The organism is Limosilactobacillus ingluviei str. Autruche 4 (assembly GCF_000312405.1).
In the GTDB taxonomy this organism is placed as follows: Bacteria; Bacillota; Bacilli; order Lactobacillales; family Lactobacillaceae; genus Limosilactobacillus; species Limosilactobacillus ingluviei.
This window is the reverse complement of record NZ_HE997173.1, coordinates 886,705-908,148: the sequence shown is the minus strand read 5'-3', so window position 1 is coordinate 908,148 and position 21,444 is coordinate 886,705. Positions and strand designations below refer to the sequence as shown.

Below are 21,444 nucleotides of genomic sequence, written 5' to 3'. Positions count from 1 at the left end.
ACGGCATGTTTAAGAAGGTATTAGTGGCGAACCGGGGTGAAATCGCGGTCCGCATCATCCGGACCTTAAAGGAAATGGGAATCACGGCCGTGGCGATTTATTCAACTGCGGATCGCGATAGTCTGCACGTACAATTGGCGGATGAAGCGGTTTGTGTGGGGGGACCACGGACCAAGGATTCCTACTTGAACATGAAAAATATCCTGGCCGCGGCCGTGGGGACGGGCGCTGAAGCGATCCACCCCGGCTATGGTTTTCTCTCGGAGAATGCGGAATTTGCCCGCTTGTGCGAGGCTTGCGGGATCACCTTTATTGGGCCGCGCCCGGCGACAATTGATCTGATGGGGAATAAAGAACACGCCCGTGAACAGATGAAAAAAGCCGGGGTGCCGGTGATTCCCGGCAGTGATGGTTACGTTAACCGCGTGACGGATGCCCATTTGATTGCCAAACAGCTCGGCTATCCGGTCCTGCTGAAAGCGGCGGCTGGTGGCGGGGGCAAGGGGATTCGCCGGGTTGCCTCCCCAGCCGAGCTCCAGGAAGTCTTTGCCCAGGCCCAGCAAGAAGCGCGGGTTTCCTTTGGGGATGACCGGATGTATTTGGAAAAGATCATGACCGACGTTAAACACATTGAAGTCCAGGTCTTTCGGGATCAAGCGGGCCACGTCCTCTACTTTCCGGAACGAGACTGCTCAATTCAGCGCAATAAGCAAAAGGTGATTGAAGAAAGTCCGTGTCAGCTGGTGACGCCCGCCCAACGCCAAGCCCTGGGCGAGCTGGCCGTGAAAGCCGTCACGGCCTTGGATTATGTTAATACCGGGACGCTGGAATTTCTGATGGATCGGGCCCATCATTTTTACTTTATGGAAATGAATACCCGAATCCAAGTAGAACACACGATTACGGAAATGGTGACCGGCCTGGATTTGGTGAAAATGCAGGTTCAAGTCGCCGCCGGGGCTGATTTGCCGGTGCGCCAAGCCCAGGTGCAAATGCAAGGGCACGCGCTTGAATGCCGGATCAACGCCGAAGACGTCCGTCATCACTTTCGGCCGAGCACGGGGGTTGTTGAGGACCTCTATTTGCCGGTCGGCAACTTAGGGACCCGGATCGATACCGCCCTTTACCCGGGGGCGATGATCAGTCCGTATTACGATTCGATGATTGCCAAGGTCGTCGCCTATGGTGAAGACCGTACCGCGGCGGTTGCCAAGATGCGGCGCTTGTTGCAGGAAATGGTGATTAGCGGGGTGGCGACCAACCAGGCCTTCCACTTGGCGATTTTACAAAATGCGGGCTGGCTAAGTGGCCAAGCCACCACTAATTTCTTGGAACAAACGGTCCTGCCGGCTTGGAAGGAGGAAAACGATGAAGCTCTATGAAAAAGCCAATACCTTAAGTGAGCGGGTCGTCAAAGTCGATCCCCAAGCCGACGAACGGGTCCCGGAGGGGATCTACCGGCGCTGCCCGCGGTGCCAAACCGTTTTTGCGGCCGCCCAAATGGATCAGTACCAAACTTGTCCGCAGTGTGAGTACGGTTTTCGCCTGGCCGCGGCCGCCCGGTTAGCGTGGCTGGTCGATACGGCGGAGCCCTTTGATCAGGATTTGCAGACCAAGGATCCCTTGGCCTTTCCGGGTTATCCGACTAAAGTCGCCCAGGCCCAGGCGCGCACCGGGTTGAACGATGCGGTTTGGACGGGGCAAGCGACGATTGCAGATACGACCTTTTATTTAGCGATCATGGATCCGACCTTTATCATGGGCTCGCTGGGCACGGTCACCGGCGAAAAATTGACCCGCTTGATCGAGCGAGCGACGGCCCAGCGGCAGCCCGTGGTGATCTACACCGCCTCGGGGGGCGCCCGGATGCAAGAAGGGATTCATTCCCTGATGCAGATGCAAAAGGTGGCCGGGGCCTTGGCTCAGCACCACGCGGCCGGGTTACTGTCGATTGTCGTTTTAACCGACCCGACGACCGGTGGGGTGACGGCTAGTTTTGCGATGGAAGCCGATCTTACCCTGGCCGAACCGCGGTCACTGGTCGGCTTTGCCGGCCGGCGGGTGATTGAACAAACCACCCATGAGCAAATCGCCCACGACTTGCAACAAGCCGAAAATGTCCTGCGCCACGGTTTCATTGATCAAATCGTGCCGCGGGCCAAGCAGCGCACCGTTCTGGTGCAATTACTGAAGATGGGGGGACGCCAAGATGACGCAAACAATGACGGCCGCTGAGGTGGTCAAAGCTGCCCGCAGTGACCAGAAAGTCACGGGGCCGGAGTTGATTAACGGCTTGGTTACCGACTTCTTTGAACTGCACGGTGATCGCTTGGGCAGTGATGACCTCGCCATTATTGGTGGGATCGGGCGGTTTCACGGGCAGCCGCTCACGGTAATTGCGACCAACCGGGGCGCCACGCCGGAAGAAAAAATGGCGACCCACTTTGGCTGTCCCAGTCCCGGGGGATACCGCAAGGCGCGGCGCTTAATGGAACAGGCGGCGCATTTCCACCGCCCGGTCCTGTGTTTGGTCAATACCCCGGGCGCTTACCCGGGGCAAACGGCCGAAGAAAATGGGCAGGGGGCGGCAATTGCCCAAAATCTATTGACGCTCAGTCAATTACCAGTGCCGGTGCTGACCGTGATTTTTGGGGAAGGTGGCAGTGGCGGGGCCTTGGCGCTGGCCGGAGGTGATGAAGTCTGGATGCTGGCGCACAGTACCTATTCGATCTTGTCGCCGGAAGGCTTTGCTTCGATTTTGTGGAAGGATAGTCGCAAGGCTGATCAAGCGGCGGAACTCATGCAGCTGACGCCAACTGCCCTTAAGCAAGCAGGAATAATTGAAGGGATTATTCCCGAACCGCGCGACCACCAAAAAGTCATTGCCGCCATTGACAAAGTGATCGCACCACGTTTGCAAGCTTTGCAACAACTGGCAGTGCCGGATTTATTGGCCAAGCGGCAGCAACGCTACCGAAAATTTTAATGCAGTCAAATTTAACTTGAAGGGGTGAAAGAAAAATGGGAAAGTTATTAACGGGAAAGCAGATTTTGGTCATGGGGGTCGCCAACCAGCGCTCGATTGCCTGGGGATGTGCCCAGGTGATGGCTGAACAAGGGGCGGAATTGATCTACACCTACCAAAACGAACGCATGAAGAAGAGTGTGGCGAAGCTGGTGACTGATGATACGCGCTTAGTTGAATGCAATGTCGCCAGCGATGAAAGTATTCAAACCGCCTTTGCCACGATCAAGGCCCGCTTTGGTCAGCTGGACGGGCTGGTGCACGCGATTGCTTACGCTAAAAAAGAGGAATTGGGAGGCTCGATTACCAACGTCACCCGGGCGGGCTATGCCCTGGCCCAAGATGTGTCAGCCTACTCCCTGTTGGCCGTGATGAAGGAAGCCGAGCGCCAGGCCTTGTTGAAGAATCCGGCCAGTGTCGTGACTTTGACTTACTTTGGCTCCGAGCGGGCGATCCCGAATTACAATGTGATGGGGGTGGCCAAGGCGGCCTTGGAAGCCAACGTGCGCTATTTGGCCCGCGATTTGGGTACCACCGGGATCCGGGTTAATGCGATTTCGGCCGGCGCCATGAAGACTTTGGCGGTGACGGGAATCAAGGGGCACAGCGACCTCTTGAAGGTTTCCCAAGAACGGACCGCGGATGGCAAGAGTGTCACCCTGGCCGAAATCGGGGGGACCTGTGCCTTTTTGATGAGTGACCTGTCAACGGGGATCGTTGGGGACGTCATTTACGTTGATAAAGGCGTCCACTTAATTTAACACTGGGGCTGGGCTGCCAGCCTTCTTTTTTATCCACCTTGTAACCCATTGTGATAAAATAGGGTTACACAAGAAAGAGAGGAATTTTAATGATGCAACCAATGGCAATTAAAGAAATTACCCGGACCGGCCTAATGCTGGCCGTGATTATTGTGTTAGGCCTGTTTCCGGGGCTGCCGGTCGGCTTTTTGCCGGTTCCGATCGTCTTACAAAATTTGGGGATCATGTTGGCCGGGGAAGTCTTAGGGGCCAAGCAAGGCACCCTTGCGGCGGGGTTGTTTTTGGTTTTGGTGGCACTGGGCTTTCCCTTCTTATCCGGCGGCCATGGCGGGATTGCCAGTCTCGTAGGACCAACCGGGGGCGCGTTATTGGCGTGGGTCGTGGCGCCACTGGCGATTGGCTTGACCTTGCAGTGGCCTTGGTTTACGGCGACGTGGTGGCGGGAATGGCTGGTTTTGCTCGTCTTCGGGGTGGTACTGATTAACTTAGCCGAAGTAGTTTGGTTAGCTGCTTTCTTCCACTTTGGCTTTGGGCAGGCCTTGGTAGCCGAGTTGATCTTTTTGCCAGGGGATGTGCTTAAGGCCACTTTGAGTGTGATCGTGGCCCGGCGCCTACGGAAAATTTGGGCGGTGCGTTAAGCCTGTGGTAGACTAAAGCCAGCAAATGGGATGGGGGACAAAAAATGCAATCGACCAAAGAACAAGTGCTGGCCTACTTACTGAACCACGCGGGGACCTTTGTGACCGGCCAGGCGTTGGCGGACCAGCTCAACCTCAGCCGGGAAAGTATCTGGAAGGCGATTCAAGCCTTGCGCCAGGCCGGCTTTCAAATTCAGGGTCAGGCCGCCAAGGGCTATTGCTACCAAGGGACAGCGCAGTTGGCTGCCCAGGTGATTGAGCATGCCTGTCGCCAATTCAAGGGGGCGATTACCGTGCTGACGACGACCCCGTCGACGCAGGATGAGGCGAAAAATTATTTGAGCCGGCACACGTTGACGACGCCCCAGGTTTGGTTGGCTGAAGAACAGACCGCTGGTTACGGCCGGCGGGGGCGAGCGTTTTATTCGCCGGCCCAGCGGGGCTTGTACTTTAGTTTGGCCTGCCGGCTGGCCCAGCCCCTCCAGTACCCGGGCTTGTTGACCACGGGGATTGCCGAAGCCGTCCGGACGGTCTTGCAACAATTCTATCCCCAAGCCGCGTTGAGCCTGAAGTGGGTGAATGACGTTTATTGCAACGGGAAAAAAGCAGTTGGGATTTTGACCGAGGCAATGATGGATTTGGAAACCCAAACCGCCCAGACGGTGGTGATTGGTTGCGGGATGAACCTGACCGGCGACGCCTTTCCGGCTGATTTAACGGCCAAAGCTGGGGCGCTTGGGCCAGGCGAGAAAGTTGATCGCAATCAGTTGGCCGCGGCCCTGTTGGATGCAATCATCCAGCGGGTCGGTGATTATCAGACCGGGGCCTTTTTACCGGCTTACCGCCAGCATTCCTTGGTCTTGGGCAAAGAAGTTGAGCTGCGGGGGCACCACGAGACGATTACCGGCCCAGCGGTGGCAATTGATGCGCACGGCGCCTTGGTGGTCGCAACGCCCACGGGGCCCCGGACGGTCGTCAGTGGCGAAGTGGTCAAGGTGAATGTCCACCCAAACAATTGAATCAATCTGTCTTAGTTTAAATCGTCAGTGAGGAGCTGGCGATTTTTTTTAATTTCCGGAATCCCTTGGGCGCCAGGGGATTGAAGAAAGCGCTTTAGGAAAACGTTACACTAATTTGTCCCAAAGTGTTGACACCGCTACCAAGGTGGCATATTATACTTGGTGTATCGATAAACTGAAAACGGTTTCGAAGGAGAAGAAAGATGGATTACTTGATTGGGATTGACGTGGGGACCACGTCAACGAAAGCAGTGTTATACGACCAGCACGCGCAGGTCTTAGACAGTTTCAAAGCCGGCTACACTCTCTACCGGGACGCCAGCGGGATGGCGGAGCAAGATCCGGCAGCGATCGTGACTGCTGTTAAGACGGTGATTAAACAAGCCGCCGCCGCGGCCGATTTAAGCCAGGGAAAATTGTTAGCGGTTGCTTTCTCTAGTGCTAATCAAAGTGTCATCTTGTTGGACGAGCAGCACCAACCACTGACCCGGTCGATTACTTGGGCCGACACCCGCGCCCGCGGGGTCGCTGAACGGATGCGGCGGCACTTGGTCGCCAAGACCTTGTTCTCCCACACCGGGACGCCCCTGCACCCGATGTCACCATTTACTAAGTTGATTTGGCTGAACGAAAATCAACCCGCGCTGATGGCCAAAGCCGCCTACGTGGCCGACATTAAGTCCTACTTATTCTGGGAACTCTTCCACACCTTCAAGGTCGACATTTCGATTGCGTCATGTACCGGCTTGTTTAACCTCCACACCAGTGATTGGGATGAACAAGCCCTAGAATTAGCCGGTGTCAGTGCCGCCCAGCTGCCGGAAATCGTCAGCGGGACGACGCAAGCGGTTGGTTTGGTCCCAACGGTAGCGGACGAATTAGGGATTCCGGCCACCACGCCGTTTGTCTACGGGGCCTTTGACGGCGCCTTGTCCAACCTCGGGGTCGGCGCGATCAAGCAAGACACGGTCGCGATTACGATCGGGACCTCGGCGGCGGTTCGGGTCGCCACGGATCACCCGGTGATCGACCCGCAAGAACGGCTCTTCTGTTACGCAATCGACGAAGGCTTCTACGTGGTCGGCGGCCCGATCAACAACGGGGGCGACGTCTTCCAATGGGCGGTTGAACACCTGGTAGACAATTCTGCGGTAGCCCAAAACGGCGGCGATGCTTATGATTTGGCCAACCAAGTGATTGAAACGGCCCCAGCTGGCGCCCATGGCTTGCTCTTCCACCCCTTCTTGGGTGGGGAACGGGCCCCGCTGTGGGATGCCAATGCCCGGGGTTCCTTCTTCGGCTTGACCCCATTACACACCCGCGCCGACATGCTGCGAGCAGTGATGGAAGGGATCAACATGAACATCGCGACGGTCTTTGCCGCCGTCCGCGAGTTGGTTGGCGAACCAGCCAGCGTGACGGCAACCGGGGGCTTTGCCCAATCAGCAGTCTGGAAGCAAATGATGGCTGACATCTTAAATGTCCCGGTCAACATCCCGGCTTCCTTTGAATCTGGTTGCCTGGGGGCGATCACGATGGCGATGAAGAGCCTCGGGCTGATTGATGACCTGAGCGCCGTGACTGAGTTGATTGGGGAAGTTGAAAGCTACCAACCCCAAGCGGCCGCGGTGGCAACCTACCAAGAGTACTTGCCGCTCTTCAAGCAAGTGGAAGAACTGCTTTCACCGGCTTATGGCGTGATTGCCCAACTGCAAGAAAAAGAAGCACCTGGCACACACTAAGATTGAAGAAACTAACTAAAGGAGTGAAATTATGCCATTACTGATTGTTTTACTGGGGGTCGCCCTCTTGATCTTTATGATCATCAAACTGAAGTTAAACACCTTCGTTTCGCTGGTGGTTACGGCCTTCTTAATCGCTTTGATGCTGCAAATTCCAATTGCCAAAATCCCAACCACGATTGAAACCGGGATCGGGGGGCAATTAGGCCACTTAGCCGTGATCTTCGGGTTCGGTTCGATGCTGGGCCAATTGGTCTCCGACTCGGGTGGTGGTTACCGGATCGCCACGACCTTGATTCAAAAGTTTGGCCGCCGCTGGATCCAAGTGGCCGTAATCTTAGCCTCCTTCATCATTGGGCTGGCGCTCTTCTTTGAAGTTGGGCTGGTCGTGGTCTTGCCAATCATCTTCATTATTGCCCGGGAAATGGACATGCCGTTGATGTACCTCGGGGTTCCAATGGCGGCAACTTTAAACGTCACGCACGCCTTCTTGCCACCACACCCGGCCCCAACGGCGATTACCGATATCTTGGGGGCTAATTTGGGTCACGTGCTTTTGCTCGGGATCATCGCCGCAATTCCAACGATCATTGTGGCCGGTCCGCTGTACAACTACTTCCTGCACAAACTCTACCCAAAGGTTTACCGCAAGAACTTAGACATTGCTGTTTTAGGGGAATACAAGGAATTTGAACTCGATGAAACGCCAGGCTTTGGGATTTCGGTTTTGACGGCGATGCTGCCGGTTATCTTGATCGCCGTGGCCACGATCTGCTCCTTCATCTTGCCTAAGGGCAACCCGTTCAACGAATTCATCCAATTCGTCGGGGCACCGGATGCTGCGATGCTGATCTCCTTGCTCTTTGCTGTCGTCACGATGGGCTTGATGCGGAACAAGAAGATGGAAGAAATTTCCAACTCCATGGTCACTTCCGTGAAGCAAATTGCCATGATGCTCTTAATCATCGGGGGTGGGGGTGCCTTCAAGCAAGTCCTCGTCGACGGGGGGATCTCCAAGTACGTTTCCGACCTCTTTGCTCACACCAGCCTGTCACCAATCGTGGCCGCTTGGCTGATCACGGCGATCTTGCGGATTGCCCTGGGGTCCTCGACGGTGTCAGCGATGACCGCCGCCGGGCTGATCGCCCCAATGGCACACCAATTCGGGGCTAACTCCTCGATGGCCGCACTGATGGTGCTGGCGGTTGGTGCCGGCTCCGTCTTCGGTGGGCACGTCAACGACGCCGGTTTCTGGATGATCAAGGAATACTTCGGGCTCTCTTTGAAGGAAAACTTCATCGCGTGGACGACCTTGACTTGTGTCCTGGCCGTAGCCGGCTTAGCCACGGTCATGGTGATGGCGATGTTCGTCTAGGATCACCAAACTCTAACACTTTTCTAGGGACTGTCACCCGGGTGGTGATGGTCCTTTTTTGCATTGCCACTGCTTGTCTTTTCGCGGCAAACGGGTTAGCATAAACTAATATTGACTTTGCGGGGGAAATGAAAATGCGACAACACGTAACGATTAAAGAAGTAGCCAAGCAGGCCGGGGTTTCGGTGACGACCGTTTCGCGCTACTTAAACGGCCGCTACGAGCGAATGAGTGCGGCAACCAAGGAAAAGGTGGCCGCCACGATCAAAAAATTAAATTACGCCCCGGCGGCATCGGCCCGGCGGATGCGCCAAGACCAAAGCCACTTGGTCGGGCTGTTAGTCGGGGACGTCGGGAACCCCTTTTCAACCATGCTGGCCAAGGGGGTCTATGATGTCTTACAGCCAGCCGGCTACGACGTGTTGTTGATGAACACCGATGATTCAACGGCGACCGAAGCGCGGGCCCTCAACCGCCTGTACGCCCAACAAGTCGACGGGATTATTGTCCAGCCCAGCGCCAAGGACTTTGCCCAGTACCAGCCGGCGATTGATGCCGGGATTCCCCTGGTCGTGGTCGACCGGGAAGTGCCCAACCAACCGTTAGCCGTCGGCAAGGTCACCAGCCCGAATCTGACGGCTTGTTACGACCTGGGCTGCCAACTGGCGGCCCGGGGCTACCAAAATATCATTTCGGTTAGTGCCCAGTACGCCGAGGCTTCGGGGCAAATTCCCCGGATGGCGGGGCTTAAAGCGGCCGCAAATCAGACTGGGATCAATTACTTGAATCTAGCAACGCAAAAGGGGACCGACCAAGCGACCTTGGCCGATCAGCTGCAAAAATGGGTAACCAGCTTGCGGGGCAAAACGGTAATTGTGTCGTTGATGGGTCCGGTCTTGTTTGACCTGCTGGCGATCTTTCAGGACCTAAACTGGCACTTTCCGCAGGATGTGGGCTTGGTCAGTTACGACGACTGGGCCTGGTCGCGCTTTGTTGGCGACGGGATCTGCCTGGTCAAGCAAGACATGGAAACGATGGGCAACTTGGCGGCCCGGAATTTATTGAAGCAGATTGCGGCCGGAACGACCCGCTCTGCCACCAGCCTGGTGCCGGTGGAATTTATTGATGCACCATCGATTTAGCAAACCAGCCCCACGGTCAGGAGCGAACCTGGCGGTGGGGCTGGTTTTTGGTTAAACTGCTTAAAGCTAGGGCAATTTAACTGACAACAACTAGCTGATCATAATATTTCTGGGCTTCGGCTTGGGAAATTGACTGGGCATCAGCGATCATGGCAACGATCTCTGGGGTAGGCATACCACGTTTCTCTAACGCTTTAATCAGCCCTAACGTGTTTTTATTTCGTTCTGCTTCCCGACTCTTGCGCAGTTGACGGCGCAATTCAATTTGTTCCTTGATCGTCTTTTGTTGCCACTCAGCTCGCAAAGCCGCCCGTTCCAATGTTAAATTCTCTGGCATCATTTTCGCCTCCTTCAAAATTGCGGGACTAAATTTAGCCCCTATTTCTTATATACGTCTATACGTCATGAAAGCGAAAATTCACTTTTTCATTTGACCGAACGAGTGATTAAATCAGCGGGCCAGATCACGATCTGCAATTTTATGCAAACTTTCAACAATTTCTTCACTTTGTCGCTTTAACAGGTCTTTAGCGCCCATTAAATTAGTGGTATCCTTAAAGTAATGGAAACGGTTCTTTGGCCGGTTTTGGCCCAAAGAACAGGCATAACTTTAGAAGGGATTGAGTGCGGTGACCAAAAAATACGAGGGGATCATCCTGTTGCGGCCCGACCGCTTGACGCTGACGATTCGCGATGACCAGCAGGCCATCTTAACCCAGGTCAAGTCCGGCGCTTTGCGCGTGGGGGATGAAACAGTCGCTAACTACTTGGAAAATATGGGTGCGATCACGACCAACCTGACCGGCTTCTTGCGGGTGCTCAAGGAGTACGCCGTGAAGAAGAGTGACGTGGTCTTTTATGGTGATCTCGACGACTTGGACAGCGTCTCGGCGCAGTACGTGGCCGACCAGATTGAAGTCCGGGTGGGCTTGCAGATTCAGTGGTTGAATAAAAATCAACTCTTGGCCCAGACCCTGGCCCAGACGTGGCCCCGGCTCAAGCATGAACTGGGGGACCAACAGCTGACTGGCTATGTCCTGTGTGTCGGGCTGTCGACCAGCACCCTGGCTTATTTTAACCAGGGCCAGTTTGCGACCTGCTGGGATATTGACCTGGGCAAAGCCCGGATTAACCAGCTGGCCGAGAACTTACGGCAAACGACGGCGACACCGAGTGATATCATTACGGACTTCATCAGTTCGAAGTTGGAATACCTGGTGCCGGAATTAAGTGGTCAGCCGGCCCCGGTCCTTTTGGTGCAGGGGGTCGAAACCTTGGCCCAACGCTACATTACGGCGCCGGACGTCTTGGCGCCGGTGGACACGGCTTCCTTTAAGCGTCGCTTCCGGCGGATTTTGTCGTCGTCGGACCAATACATTATTCACCAGTACGACGTCGATGAACAAAGTGTCGATTGGGTCCTGCCCAGCTACCTGGTGGTCCGCCAAACGATGAAGCTGCTCAAGGCCCGCAAGCTTTACGTGACCAGCCTAGCCCAGCCAGACGGCCTGCTGCACTATCACACCGACCACACCCCGGTCCGCGACCTGGTCACTACGGCGGCGGACAACATGGCGGTGCGTTACGGGATTGATGTCTACCACAAGGATTTCGTGACCAAGGTTGCCATGCAGCTGTTTGATGCCCTGGCCCCGATCCACCGGCTCGATCGGCACTACCGGATGCTCTTGGAATTGGCCTGCAAGATTGATGACATCGGTAATTTCATCAATCCCCAGGGCCACTACCGGCATTCGGCCTACATTTTAGAGGCGAACCCCTTAATTGGGATTTCGGATGAGGACAACCACATCATTGCCGAAGTTGCGCGCTATCATTCCTCCGAGGCGCCAGAAATCGACCAGCACCACTACCGGGAGTTAAGCGACCAGCTGCGCTTGCCGATTGCCCAGTTGGCGGCGATCTTGCGGGTGGCCGATTCCCTGGATGATTCGCGTCAGCAAAAGATTACCGAAATCGGCCTCAAGCTCAAGGACGACCGCTTGTTGATCAAAGCCAAGGCCACCGACGATTTGGTCTTGGAAAAGTGGGCCTTCTTACGCAAGAACCAGCTGTTTACCCAGGTCTATGGCCTGCAACCGGAGTTAATCGTGAAGGGAGCTAAGTAAGATGAAGGAAGCAGAATTTTACCAACCAAGCAACTACGTCAACCGGGAGCTCTCGTGGATTGACTTTAATGGGCGGGTGTTAGAAGAAGCGGTCGCCCCGGAAAACCCGCTGTTGGAACGGGCTAACTTCTTAGGGATCACGCAAAGCAACGTCGATGAATTTTTCATGGTCCGGGTTGCTTCTTTGCATAAGCTGTCGGCCTTTAACGTCACGACGACCGATGCCTCGGGGATGACGCCTAAGGAACAACTGGCGGCCGTCAATGACAAGGAACATCAGATGGTCGAAAAACGCTACCAGGTCTACAACGAGCAATTATTGCCGGCCTTGGCCAAGCAGGAAATCTTTATCAAGCACGTCACGGATTTGAATGAAGCCGAATACGACTTTGTCAGCCGCTACTTTGAAGACGAGTTGATGCCGGTCCTCACCCCGATGGCCGACGACTCCTCGCGGCCCTTCCCCTTCATTGCCAACAATTCCTTGAACGTGGCGGTGAAATTGATTCGCGACCTGACCCAGCAGTTGGAGCCCCGCAAGGTTTTGGAAGGGGACCAAGAAGTTACCGAAAATCAAACCACGATGCACGAAAAGGGTGACCAACCGGCGGAAAAATTTGCGACGGTCCGGGTCCCCGATATCTACAAGCGCTTGATCAAGCTGCCCACCGGCAATGCCCTGGTCCTGATTGATGATGTCATCAAGGAATTTATCGCCAAGCTCTTCCCTGGTTACCGGGTCTTGTCGACGGGGACCTACCGGGTAATGCGGGACATGGACCTCGACGTGGCCGAAGAAGATACCTCCGACCTCTTGCGGGCCGTCCAACACCAATTGCGGGCCCGTGAGCACGGGAGCGTGATGCGCTTGGAAATCGAAGAAGACTTTGATGGTTGGCTGGAGCACCACTTGATTGACCGCCTCCAGGTCGATGAAGCCTGGGTCTACCGGGTCAACGGGCCGGTCGATCTGACCTTCTTAAAGAAGTTAAGCGGGATGGTCGAAGGGCACGCAGATTTGCGCTACGCTCCCTACCAGGCCTACCAGGATCCAGCCCTGGATATGGACCACAATATCTTTGCCGCGATCCGGGAAAAGGATCACCTCCTGCAGCACCCATACGATAACTTCCAATCGGTGGTCAACTTTATCCACCAGGCGGCCGAAGACCCTAAGACCCTGGCGATTAAGATGACCCTTTACCGGGTCTCGGGGAATTCGCCGATTATCAAGTACCTGGGCCAAGCCGCTCAGCAGGGCAAGCAAGTCACGGTCCTCGTAGAAGTGAAGGCCCGCTTTGATGAGCAAAATAACGTCCGCTGGGCCCGGCGCTTGGAACAAATGGGCTGCCACGTAATTTACGGGTTGGTCGGCTTAAAGACCCACTGTAAGATCGCCCTGGTCATCCGGCGCGATGACGATGGGATCCGGCGCTACATGCACCTGGGGACCGGGAATTACAACGACGTCACCGCCCACTTCTACACCGACATGGGGCTGTTGACCTGTGATTACGAACTCGGGGAGGATTTGACCAACCTCTTTAACGCCTTATCTGGTTTTGCGCGGACCCGGTACTTCCACAAGCTGCACACGTCGCCGGACGGCATTCGCGACTTCATCAACCAAAAGATTGACCAGCAGATTGCGATCGCCAAGCGGGGCAATCCGGCCCGAATCAGCATGAAGATGAATTCGCTCTCCGATAAGCAGATCATCGCCCACCTCTACCAAGCGGCGGCGGCCGGGGTCAAGATTCGCTTGTTGATTCGCGGGATCACTTGTCTGCGCAACGACCTGCCGATTTTGCACAATAACATTGAGGTTCACTCAATTGTCGGGCGCTTCTTAGAGCACTCGCGGATCTACTACTTCGAAGGCGACGGCCACGAGGAAATCTACCTGGCCAGTGCCGATATGATGACGCGGAACTTAAACCGGCGGGTCGAAGAGCTCTATCCGGTTACGGAAGATGACACCAAGGCCCAAGCGATCGCCATTTTCGAAGCGATGTGGAAAGACAACGTCAAGACCCGCGTTTTACACGGGACGGTCTACGAACGGCTCGAACCAGAGGGCAAGCGCTTTGACTCCCAAGAATACTTCGTTAAGCAAGCGCAAAAACAAGTCGCCGGCTTAGCGCGGGAGGCCAAGAACCACAAGCGCTTGTCGAACGTCTTTGAGACCTTGACCCGCCACGTCTCCAATTTGCACTTAAAGTCCACCGGAGGGGAAGATTAAGATGACCAAACTGGCAATTATTGATTTAGGTTCCAACTCCTGTCGCTTGCGGATCAGCGAAATTTACCCGGGCGGCAAGCACCAGCTCATAAAATACGAAAAAGAATTTGTCCGCCTGTCGGAAAATATGGGCCCAGCCAAGCTCTTGCAACCGGCCCCGGTGGAGCGGACCCTGGCGGTGTTAAAGCGTTTTGCGGCGGAATGCCAAGCGCAAGCTGACACCAAGTTGATTGCGGTGGCGACCGCAGCGGTCCGGCAAGCCACCAACCAGGCCGAATTTTTGGCCCGGGTGAAACAAGAGGTCGGCATTGACCTGCAAGTAATTTCTGGCGAGCGGGAAGCCTACCTCGATTACGTCGGTGTTTCGCGGACCTTGCCGATTGAAAATGGTTTGATCATTGATACCGGTGGGGCCAGCATGGAATTGATCCTCGTCGATGAAGGCCAGGCCGAAGAAGTGGTCAGCTTGCCGATCGGCTCCGTGCTCTTGTCCCAGCAATATCACTTGGGGGATGTGATCGACCCGGCCGACCTTTACGATGCCGTGGTCAAGGTTGACCAGGTCCTGTCGAGTCAGCGATGGTTGAACCGGGCCCGGCATACCCGGGTGGTGGCCCTCGGCGGTTCCAATCGGGCCCTGGCCAAGCTCTTCCGCTGGAAGTTGGCCTCTTCAGCGGCTACCGTCCAGCCGGTCCATGGCTTGAAGATGCAAACCCAAGATGCCTTTGCCTTGATGCACAGTCTGGTCGCGGCGACCAAGGAAGAACGGGCGGCGATGCGTGGCATCTCGGCGGCCCGGGCCGACGTGATTGTCGGCGGGCTCTTACCCCTGATGGCGCTCTTGCGGCAGTTGTCGATGAAGGAAGTCATGTTCTCCAATAACGGTTTGCGAGAAGGTTTGCTCTTTGAGTACCTGGACCACCAAACTGACGCAACTAAGTAATAAAAAAGTGGCGGATCCGCTGTGGTCCGCCACTTTTAGTGTTTAGCGTAATTTAACTTGGTCGAGGGGAATCAGGTGGGTCTTGTACTTGACCTTGTAGTAAATAAAGAGGATCAAGAAGAGCGGAACGCTCATGTAGGTAATCAGGATACTTTCCCAGTTCCAGTGGATAAAGGCGTCCACGTTTTGCCCAGCCACGGCGATCAGGCAGAGGCCAAAGGCGAAGAGGGGGCCGAAGGGGAAGAGCAGGGCCCGGTACTTGAGTTCGCTCAATTGGTGGCCCTGCTTTAAAAAGGCGCGCCGGAAGCGGTAGTGGGCGACGGCAATCCCTAGCCAGGCGATAAAACCACTCAGCCCGGACGCCGCGATTAAGTAACTGTAAGCGGCCGGCCCTAAGAACTGGGTTAAAAAGACTAGCAAGGAAACCGCCAGGGTACCGACCATCGCGTAGATCGGAATCCCGCGCTTGTTGACGTAACCAAAGATCCGCCAAGCGTAGCCTTCCTTGGCCTGGGTGTAGAGCATCCGGGTCGAAGCATAGAGGCCGGAGTTGGCCGCCGACAGCAGGGCGGTAAAGATCACCGCGTTCATTACGCTGGCGGCCGCGGCCAGCCCCGCCCGGCGGAAGACGATCGTAAAGGGACTCATCGCCACGTCCTGGACGTTTTGGCTCAGCAGGTTCTTATCGGTGTAAGGCAAGAGGCAGGCCATTACGAAAATCGACAGCAAATAAAAGATCAAAATCCGCCAGAAGGTCGATTGAATGGCTTTCGGAACGGCGTGGCCAGGGTCGGCCGATTCACCGGCGGTAATCCCGACCATTTCAGTGCCCTGAAAGGACATCCCGGCCACCAAAAAGACGGCAAACAAGCCCGGGAAACCGCCAACAAAGGGGGCTTGTTTATAGGTGAAATTGTGCAAGCCGACTGCGCTGTGACCGCCCATGATGCCGACGATGATTGCCAGGCCGATCACGATAAAAAGACCGATCGTGACGATTTTAATCAAGGACAGCCAGTACTCCATTTCCCCGTAGGAACGGACCGACAGCCAATTGATGATCGTGATCAAGATAAAAACGCCGAGGGTGAAGACCCAGCTCGGCACGTGAGGGAGCCAGAAATTTAAGACCACCCCACAGGAGACGGCGTCGACGGTAATCGTGATCGTCCAGTTAAACCAGTAGTTCCATCCCATCGCAAAGCCCAAGGCCGGGTCGACATAGTCCGTCGAATACTGGACAAAGGAACCGGTCGTGGGGCGGAAGGTCGCCATTTCGCCGAGGCTGGTCATTAAAAAGTAGACCATTACCCCCATCAGGGCGTAGACGAGCAGGGCGCCCCCCGGGCCGGCGGTCGCAATCGCGGAACCCGAGGCGATCAAGAACCCGGTCCCAATCGAGCCGCCCAAGGCGATCATCGTCAGGTGGCGGGTCTTTAAGCTGCGGTGCATCTCCCCGCTCGTGGTGGCGGGCAGTGGATCAGACGTTGCTTGCATAAAATTGAGGAACCTTCTTTCTTAAAATTCAATGAAATCGTTTCAATTGAAATAATTATACCATCTTCTGCGCACAGGTGGGGGCTAATCATCAGTAAGTAAGGAGCGTAAGCATTGAACTTACAAAAAGTAAATGATATAGTGGAAGAAAATCAGTGGTAAAAATGAGAAATGAGGTGAGAAAATGGCCAATACCCGCTTAAGCGATCTCCTGCAAATTTTAGTCTACTTAAAGATTCACGAGGGCGAAAAGCTCCCCAGCAGCCGGATCGCCGCCAGCCTCAAGACCAACCCCAGCTTGGTGCGTCAAATGATTGGTCAGCTCAGCCGGGCCGGACTGTTGCAGACCCAGCGGGGCAGTACCCAGATTCACTTTACCCGCCCGCTGACGGAAATCACGGCCTTAGACGTCTACCGGGCCAGCGAACCGGCCCATGACCTCTTAGTGGTCGACCAGAATACCGCCCAATCCTGCAGCGTCGGGGTGGCCTTTCCGAACGTCTTAGCCGGGCACTTTCAGGAAATTCAAGCGAGCGTCGAAGCCCAATTGGCCCAGCTGACGGTCGCCCAGTTGGTAGAGGAAACGGCGGCCGACATCGCCGCCCACGTAGCGGAGGAAGCCCAATGAAAAATTGGGTGCGGTGGTTAATTGTCATGCTGGTCCTCACCTTAGCGGGACTAGCCAGTGGGGTGGCCCACCACCGGCGTGTGCAGGCGGCCCGGCCGCTGACGGTGACCTTCTTTATCCACGGCTACGGCAGCAGTTGGCACGCAGAGCACCAAATGGCGAAGTACTTGGTCGGCCACGGCGCTAGCAACCAGATTATCCGGGCCAACGTGGCCCAGGATGGGACGGTGACCCTGCACGGTAAAATCCACGCTGGAGCCCGCAATCCCTTAGTCGAGGTCAATTACGCCGACAATAAGAACCCGGATCCCACGGCCGCGGCGACCCTTTTGCACCGGGTGATTCAGGCGGTCAACCGGCAAGCCAGCCTTAAACAAATCAACCTGGTCGGCCACTCGATGGGCAACCTCAGTACCCTGGCCTACCTGGATCGCTACGGGGAAACGCCGGCCTTGCCACCGGTCAAGCATTTGGTAATTTTGGCCGGGGGCTTGCTGCCGGGGCGGGAAGACGAAGTGGTTGTTCACCTGCGCCAGCGCGTGCCTCAAGGCCTAAAAGTCCTAAACCTGTACAGCACGGGCGACCAGCGGATTCCCAACGCGCGCTCCCGCCAGTTGAATCCCTTGTTTGCCCACCGGGCCGCGACCTTTCAGGAAGTTCAGGTCAAGGGGCTGTCACATAGTCAAATTCGCGAGAACAAGCAGGTGGATCGAATTTTACTGCAATTTCTCTTTAAATAAATAAGCAAGCGCCCCGCACCCGACTTCAGGTGCAGGGCGCTTCATTATTTCCCGGGAAATGCGGTGGCTTGGTGAAGCAGTTCCCGTTGCATACGGTCGGCTTCCTGGGTTTGGTACAGGCCGACGGTGTGGATTTCAGCGGGCGTGCCGTGTTGGTAGAGGTCAAATAAATCTTGGTAACGGGTCATGATTACGTCGACTTCGGTTTTAGCAATTACCTGATGGGTAAGTTTTACAGTAGTCCTCCTGATTTCCTCCACAGTTTTTAGGATGGTGAGAAAGCTGTTTGTTGGGGCTTTTGTTGGCCAATTTTACCAGTCGGGGTAGCTCGTTGTCGAGCCAAAGCCTAAGGTGGGACCTTCGGGGGTTACTTTGCAAACCACCCGTCCGCCGGGTAAAATGGAAAAAGAAGAAACAGTGAAGGGAATTTGCAATGACCGGATGGCAAAAAATTCAGCGGACTTACCGCCTCTTTATGCACCACTTCCAGATGGCCGAAGTTACGACCTCAGCAGCGGTGCTGGCTTACTATACCCTTTTGTCGATTTTTCCAGCCGTCCTGGTGATCGGGAACCTTTTGCCGATGCTTGGGCTTAACGCCAAGACCGTCTTAGCGTACTTGCAAACGGCGGTCCCGCCGTCAATTTACGACTTTATCCGCCCCTTGATTTACGACTTTTTGGACCGCGGCTCGGGCGGGTTGCTGACGACCGGGGCCCTGGTGGCCGTTTGGTCGACCAGCCAGGGGATTGCCGCCTTTCAGCGTAGTGTCAACCGCGCCTACGGGGTTGCCCGTTACCAAAATCCGGTGATTAACCGGGTCGCTTCCTTCGTGTGGGTCTTGGTCTTGTTGCTGTTTATCTTCATTTTGAACTTTGCTTACGGGCTGGGGGAACAGATTATGTTAGCCCTACAGGGGGTCTTTAACTTTAGTTCCCGCTACGTGAACTTCTTTGCCCAGGTTCGCTGGCCGATCACGTTTGGGGGGCTCTTTATTGCCTTAACCCTGCTGTATTACTTTGTCCCGAACGCCCGGGTGCGCCTGCGCTACGTGGTGGTCGGGGCCTTGGTAGTGGCCTTGGCCTGGATGGGCGTGTCGCGGTTGTTCTCCTTGTACACCCGCTTTTTCTCCCACAATATCACTTCCTACAAGACGATTGGGGCCTTTATCCTGTTGATGATCTGGTTGGATTTGTCGGGGATGTTAGTGATGTTTGGGGCGACGGTCAATGCGACCTTGCAAGATGCGATCGAAGGGCAAATCAAGGAACGGAAGTATTTTTGGCAAGTCTTTGCCGGAAGGGGGAATAAGTAGTGCCAACGATTACCCAAATTGCCGCCCAGAAGCAGGCGGGGCGCTATAATATTTACCTGGACGGGCAATATGCCTTTCCAGTTGCGGAAAGTGTCTTGATCAAGCACCGCTTGCTCAAGGGGCGGGTGCTGGACAAGGCGCAAATTGCCCAGATTACCACGGATGATGAAATTGCCAAGGCTTACGGTACGGCACTCGATTATTTGTCCTACCAGTTGCGGACCGAACATGAAGTCAGTCAGAAATTGCTGGGTCAGGGGGTGCCACCGGCGCGAATCGAAATGGTGTGCAAGAAGTTGCGCGCGGAAGGGTTGCTGGATGACCGGGCTTACGCGGCCGCCTTTGTTCGCACGGTGATGAAGACCGAGCTGAAGGGACCAGCGGTGATCCGCCAAAAATTACGCGCCAAGCGGGTCGGGGAATTAGAAATTGATGACGCCCTGGCCCAATTTACCCCCGACCAGCAGCGGGCCAACGCCACCAAGCTGGCGACGAAGCTCTTGGCCCGGTATGCGCGCCAGCCGGCCCGCCGTCAGCGCGAAAAGGTTCAGCTGGGCTTGCGCACCCAGGGCTACGAAAGCGACGTGATCTCAGCGGCGCTGGCGGCCGCCCAGTCACCAGCCGTGTCAGTCGATACGACCGAACTCTTGGCCCGGGAGGGTGAGAAGATCTGGCAGCGCTATGCCCGCAAGGCCAGTGGTTACCAGTTGACGATGAAGGTTAAACAGTCCCTCTTTCGGAAGGGCTTTGATTACGACGAGATTGAAGCTTGGGTCAATCAACAGCATCCCGAAGCATAGCAAAACGGCCAGTCCGCGCGGACTGGCCGTTTTTGAATGGGGCTTAAGAACTAGTGACTGTTAGTAAGTTGCGCTTGGTCGTAGTAGCGCTGGGCTTCTGCCTTTGAAATATCGTAAAAATCAGCGAGATCGGCAATAACGGTGGCATGATCAGCGCCGCGTTGTTGGGCCCGGGTGATGAGTTTGAGAATTGTCCGATTGCGTTCGGTACTTAAGCCTTGGTGGATACCTTTTTTCAGCCCTTGTTCTTCCCCAGCCTCAAAGCGTTCCTGCATTTTCAATTCATAAAGCATATTTTCCAGCCACCTTTCTTGGTCCATTTTGACAGTGATGTTAGCTTAGTGGCTGTTAGTAAGTTGCGCTTGGTCGTAGTAGCGCTGAGCTTCTTGCTTTGAAATACCATAGAGCTCAGCGAGATCGGTAATCACAGTCGTTTGATCCGCTCCGCGTTGGCGAGACCAAGTGATAAACTTCTGGACCGTTCGTTCACGTTCGGAGTTTAGTCCCTTTTGGATTCCTTGTTCTTCCCCGGCATCAAAGCGTTCCTGCATTTTCAATTCATAAAGCATATTTTCCAGCCACCTTTCTTGGTTCATTTTGATCGATTTGATTTCGGCTTGAATTTGTGCGATAAACTTATCCTTATTATTCACGTTCCCGGCCATCAGATCAAGAAAGGGACCCAGGGCGCCGGCGCGGCGGTGGTCGGTGGCCGTAGCGTTAAAGATCACGCTGTGTTGGCCGTTGTGCGCGGTCATCAAGGGATCGGTAATTTCCCGGTCTTCAAAGCGGTAGCGCGCCCAGCCGCGGCCGTAGTAGTCAAACTGGCAGAAAAAGATGACGTAGGTCGGGAAAGTCGCTAATTGGCGGTAACTGTCGCCAGAGCGTAGCAGCAACTGGTCCATCATGCCCTGGTAATAGCGAATCCGCTCGGCTAAGTCGCGTTCATCTTTGACTTGCATCTCTAAGACAAAGGTCCGCCCCGCTTCGTCTTGGGCGTAGATGTCGTAGCGGACCGCCCGGGCCAAGAGGCGCTGTGGACGTCTTGTTGGGGATTGACCAAGTGCAACGGGCCCACCTCCAGTTCGGGGAGGGCCCGCTGGACGAGCTCGGTACACAGGGTCGGATTTTGCATCACCATCTCAAAGATCAGATCGCTGGTGATCGTTTTGGCTTGCCAAGCCTGCCAGAGTTGGCGGGTGGTGGCCTGGAATTGCGCCAGACTGGTTGTCATAACATGACCTCCTGAAAATCAAGTAGTAGGGAAAGCTCCCCCTAACTTATATATACGTTTTTTGGCCCGAAAATTATTTTTGTGAACGGTAAAATTTTAATGAGAAAGCGCAACCCCACTGGCTACCCGTTTTAGCGGCGAAAAATTTACAACCGGAAAGTTAAATTTCACAAATTTTGCCATCGGCGCCGCCACTGACACACGACATATTTAT

22 protein-coding genes are annotated in these 21,444 nt (G+C 55.2%); 16 read left to right on the top strand and 6 right to left on the bottom strand.

What is annotated here, in order from left to right:
* Window positions 1–5: 5 nt before the first annotated feature.
* The 9 genes from accC (at window position 6) to BN54_RS04405 (ending at window position 9,702) form a co-directional block, all read left to right on the top strand.
* Window positions 6–1,382: an acetyl-CoA carboxylase biotin carboxylase subunit gene (gene accC, locus BN54_RS04445; protein ID WP_019205953.1), complete on the top strand. Its 1,377-nt coding sequence runs from the start codon at window positions 6–8 to the stop codon at window positions 1,380–1,382.
* On the top strand, window positions 1,369–2,235 hold the full coding sequence (locus tag BN54_RS04440; protein ID WP_019205952.1) for an acetyl-CoA carboxylase carboxyltransferase subunit beta: 867 nt from the start codon (window positions 1,369–1,371) through the stop codon (window positions 2,233–2,235). Before accC ends, BN54_RS04440 begins: the two co-directional genes overlap by 14 nt.
* A complete protein-coding gene (gene accA, locus BN54_RS04435) occupies window positions 2,210–2,986 on the top strand; it encodes an acetyl-CoA carboxylase carboxyltransferase subunit alpha (RefSeq protein WP_019205951.1) in 777 nt (258 codons plus the stop codon). Before BN54_RS04440 ends, accA begins: the two co-directional genes overlap by 26 nt.
* 35 nt (window positions 2,987–3,021) lie before the next feature.
* On the top strand, window positions 3,022–3,786 hold the full coding sequence (fabI, locus tag BN54_RS04430) for an enoyl-ACP reductase FabI (RefSeq protein WP_019205950.1): 765 nt from the start codon (window positions 3,022–3,024) through the stop codon (window positions 3,784–3,786).
* Window positions 3,787–3,875: 89 nt separating this feature from the next.
* Entirely contained in the window at window positions 3,876–4,424 is a 549-nt protein-coding gene (locus BN54_RS04425) for a biotin transporter BioY (RefSeq protein WP_019205949.1), read from the top strand.
* A 44-nt stretch (window positions 4,425–4,468) separates the two neighbouring features.
* Window positions 4,469–5,443, top strand: coding sequence for a biotin--[acetyl-CoA-carboxylase] ligase (locus BN54_RS04420; RefSeq protein WP_019205948.1), 975 nt, complete (start codon window positions 4,469–4,471; stop codon window positions 5,441–5,443).
* A gap of 203 nt (window positions 5,444–5,646) precedes the next feature.
* Window positions 5,647–7,185, top strand: a complete 1,539-nt coding sequence (locus BN54_RS04415) for a gluconokinase (RefSeq protein WP_019205947.1) — start codon at window positions 5,647–5,649, stop codon at window positions 7,183–7,185.
* Between the two features lie 31 nt (window positions 7,186–7,216).
* The gene (locus BN54_RS04410; RefSeq protein ID WP_019205946.1) at window positions 7,217–8,560 is read left to right on the top strand and encodes a gluconate:H+ symporter; all 1,344 of its coding nucleotides are present in this window, start codon (window positions 7,217–7,219) and stop codon (window positions 8,558–8,560) included.
* Between the two features lie 134 nt (window positions 8,561–8,694).
* On the top strand, window positions 8,695–9,702 hold the full coding sequence (locus tag BN54_RS04405) for a LacI family DNA-binding transcriptional regulator (protein WP_019205945.1): 1,008 nt from the start codon (window positions 8,695–8,697) through the stop codon (window positions 9,700–9,702).
* A gap of 76 nt (window positions 9,703–9,778) precedes the next feature.
* Here BN54_RS04405 and BN54_RS04400 read toward each other — a convergent pair whose 3' ends face one another.
* Entirely contained in the window at window positions 9,779–10,039 is a 261-nt protein-coding gene (locus tag BN54_RS04400) for a hypothetical protein (RefSeq protein WP_155818279.1), read from the bottom strand.
* Window positions 10,040–10,331: 292 nt separating this feature from the next.
* Here BN54_RS04400 and BN54_RS04395 point away from each other — a divergent pair, with 292 nt between their 5' ends.
* From BN54_RS04395 to BN54_RS04385, 3 genes are read left to right on the top strand one after another with little or no spacing between them, the layout of a single operon-like run.
* A complete protein-coding gene (locus BN54_RS04395) occupies window positions 10,332–11,831 on the top strand; it encodes a hypothetical protein (RefSeq protein ID WP_019205943.1) in 1,500 nt (499 codons plus the stop codon).
* Window position 11,832: 1 nt separating this feature from the next.
* Window positions 11,833–14,073, top strand: a complete 2,241-nt coding sequence (locus BN54_RS04390) for an RNA degradosome polyphosphate kinase (protein ID WP_019205942.1) — start codon at window positions 11,833–11,835, stop codon at window positions 14,071–14,073.
* A 1-nt stretch (window position 14,074) separates the two neighbouring features.
* The gene (locus BN54_RS04385; RefSeq protein ID WP_019205941.1) at window positions 14,075–15,016 is read left to right on the top strand and encodes a Ppx/GppA family phosphatase; all 942 of its coding nucleotides are present in this window, start codon (window positions 14,075–14,077) and stop codon (window positions 15,014–15,016) included.
* 42 nt (window positions 15,017–15,058) lie between these two features.
* Here the strand turns inward: BN54_RS04385 and BN54_RS04380 are convergent, their stop codons facing one another.
* Window positions 15,059–16,513 (bottom strand): amino acid permease, encoded by a 1,455-nt coding sequence (locus BN54_RS04380; RefSeq protein WP_019205940.1) that lies wholly within the window; start codon window positions 16,511–16,513, stop codon window positions 15,059–15,061.
* Window positions 16,514–16,697: 184 nt separating this feature from the next.
* Here BN54_RS04380 and BN54_RS04375 point away from each other — a divergent pair, with 184 nt between their 5' ends.
* Window positions 16,698–17,141 (top strand): RrF2 family transcriptional regulator, encoded by a 444-nt coding sequence (locus tag BN54_RS04375; RefSeq protein ID WP_019205939.1) that lies wholly within the window; start codon window positions 16,698–16,700, stop codon window positions 17,139–17,141.
* Window positions 17,138–17,881, top strand: coding sequence for an alpha/beta hydrolase (locus tag BN54_RS09820; RefSeq protein WP_019205938.1), 744 nt, complete (start codon window positions 17,138–17,140; stop codon window positions 17,879–17,881). The genes BN54_RS04375 and BN54_RS09820 overlap by 4 nt, the downstream gene beginning before the upstream one ends.
* A 44-nt stretch (window positions 17,882–17,925) precedes the next feature.
* Here BN54_RS09820 and BN54_RS10215 read toward each other — a convergent pair whose 3' ends face one another.
* Window positions 17,926–18,069 (bottom strand): hypothetical protein, encoded by a 144-nt coding sequence (locus BN54_RS10215; protein ID WP_019205937.1) that lies wholly within the window; start codon window positions 18,067–18,069, stop codon window positions 17,926–17,928.
* Between the two features lie 245 nt (window positions 18,070–18,314).
* Here BN54_RS10215 and BN54_RS04365 point away from each other — a divergent pair, with 245 nt between their 5' ends.
* Window positions 18,315–19,196 (top strand): YihY/virulence factor BrkB family protein, encoded by an 882-nt coding sequence (locus tag BN54_RS04365; RefSeq protein ID WP_019205936.1) that lies wholly within the window; start codon window positions 18,315–18,317, stop codon window positions 19,194–19,196.
* Window positions 19,196–19,996, top strand: coding sequence for a recombination regulator RecX (recX, locus tag BN54_RS04360; RefSeq protein ID WP_019205935.1), 801 nt, complete (start codon window positions 19,196–19,198; stop codon window positions 19,994–19,996). Before BN54_RS04365 ends, recX begins: the two co-directional genes overlap by 1 nt.
* Before the next feature lie 50 nt (window positions 19,997–20,046).
* Here recX and BN54_RS04355 read toward each other — a convergent pair whose 3' ends face one another.
* From BN54_RS04355 to BN54_RS10310, 3 genes are read right to left on the bottom strand one after another with little or no spacing between them, the layout of a single operon-like run.
* Complete coding sequence (locus BN54_RS04355; protein WP_019205934.1) at window positions 20,047–20,289, bottom strand: hypothetical protein; 243 nt, start codon at window positions 20,287–20,289, stop codon at window positions 20,047–20,049.
* A gap of 45 nt (window positions 20,290–20,334) precedes the next feature.
* Entirely contained in the window at window positions 20,335–21,024 is a 690-nt protein-coding gene (locus tag BN54_RS04350; RefSeq protein WP_191976437.1) for an Rpn family recombination-promoting nuclease/putative transposase, read from the bottom strand.
* On the bottom strand, window positions 20,961–21,230 hold the full coding sequence (locus BN54_RS10310; protein ID WP_019205932.1) for a hypothetical protein: 270 nt from the start codon (window positions 21,228–21,230) through the stop codon (window positions 20,961–20,963). The genes BN54_RS04350 and BN54_RS10310 overlap by 64 nt, the downstream gene beginning before the upstream one ends.
* Window positions 21,231–21,444 lie beyond the last annotated feature (214 nt).

What these genes read in the sequence shown, in the direction of transcription:
- accC (WP_019205953.1), top strand. Translation starts at nt 6, where the DNA reads ATGTTTAAGAAGGTATTAGTGGCGAACCGGGGTGAAATCGCGGTCCGC.
- BN54_RS04440 (WP_019205952.1), top strand. Translation starts at nt 1,369, where the DNA reads ATGAAGCTCTATGAAAAAGCCAATACCTTAAGTGAGCGGGTCGTCAAA.
- accA (WP_019205951.1), top strand. Translation starts at nt 2,210, where the DNA reads ATGACGCAAACAATGACGGCCGCTGAGGTGGTCAAAGCTGCCCGCAGT.
- fabI (WP_019205950.1), top strand. Translation starts at nt 3,022, where the DNA reads ATGGGAAAGTTATTAACGGGAAAGCAGATTTTGGTCATGGGGGTCGCC.
- BN54_RS04425 (WP_019205949.1), top strand. Translation starts at nt 3,876, where the DNA reads ATGATGCAACCAATGGCAATTAAAGAAATTACCCGGACCGGCCTAATG.
- BN54_RS04420 (WP_019205948.1), top strand. Translation starts at nt 4,469, where the DNA reads ATGCAATCGACCAAAGAACAAGTGCTGGCCTACTTACTGAACCACGCG.
- BN54_RS04415 (WP_019205947.1), top strand. Translation starts at nt 5,647, where the DNA reads ATGGATTACTTGATTGGGATTGACGTGGGGACCACGTCAACGAAAGCA.
- BN54_RS04410 (WP_019205946.1), top strand. Translation starts at nt 7,217, where the DNA reads ATGCCATTACTGATTGTTTTACTGGGGGTCGCCCTCTTGATCTTTATG.
- BN54_RS04405 (WP_019205945.1), top strand. Translation starts at nt 8,695, where the DNA reads ATGCGACAACACGTAACGATTAAAGAAGTAGCCAAGCAGGCCGGGGTT.
- BN54_RS04400 (WP_155818279.1), bottom strand. Translation starts at nt 10,039, where the DNA reads ATGCCAGAGAATTTAACATTGGAACGGGCGGCTTTGCGAGCTGAGTGG.
- BN54_RS04390 (WP_019205942.1), top strand. Translation starts at nt 11,833, where the DNA reads ATGAAGGAAGCAGAATTTTACCAACCAAGCAACTACGTCAACCGGGAG.
- BN54_RS04385 (WP_019205941.1), top strand. Translation starts at nt 14,075, where the DNA reads ATGACCAAACTGGCAATTATTGATTTAGGTTCCAACTCCTGTCGCTTG.
- BN54_RS04380 (WP_019205940.1), bottom strand. Translation starts at nt 16,513, where the DNA reads ATGCAAGCAACGTCTGATCCACTGCCCGCCACCACGAGCGGGGAGATG.
- BN54_RS04375 (WP_019205939.1), top strand. Translation starts at nt 16,698, where the DNA reads ATGGCCAATACCCGCTTAAGCGATCTCCTGCAAATTTTAGTCTACTTA.
- BN54_RS09820 (WP_019205938.1), top strand. Translation starts at nt 17,138, where the DNA reads ATGAAAAATTGGGTGCGGTGGTTAATTGTCATGCTGGTCCTCACCTTA.
- BN54_RS10215 (WP_019205937.1), bottom strand. Translation starts at nt 18,069, where the DNA reads ATGACCCGTTACCAAGATTTATTTGACCTCTACCAACACGGCACGCCC.
- BN54_RS04365 (WP_019205936.1), top strand. Translation starts at nt 18,315, where the DNA reads ATGACCGGATGGCAAAAAATTCAGCGGACTTACCGCCTCTTTATGCAC.
- BN54_RS04355 (WP_019205934.1), bottom strand. Translation starts at nt 20,289, where the DNA reads ATGCTTTATGAATTGAAAATGCAGGAACGCTTTGAGGCTGGGGAAGAA.
- BN54_RS10310 (WP_019205932.1), bottom strand. Translation starts at nt 21,230, where the DNA reads ATGACAACCAGTCTGGCGCAATTCCAGGCCACCACCCGCCAACTCTGG.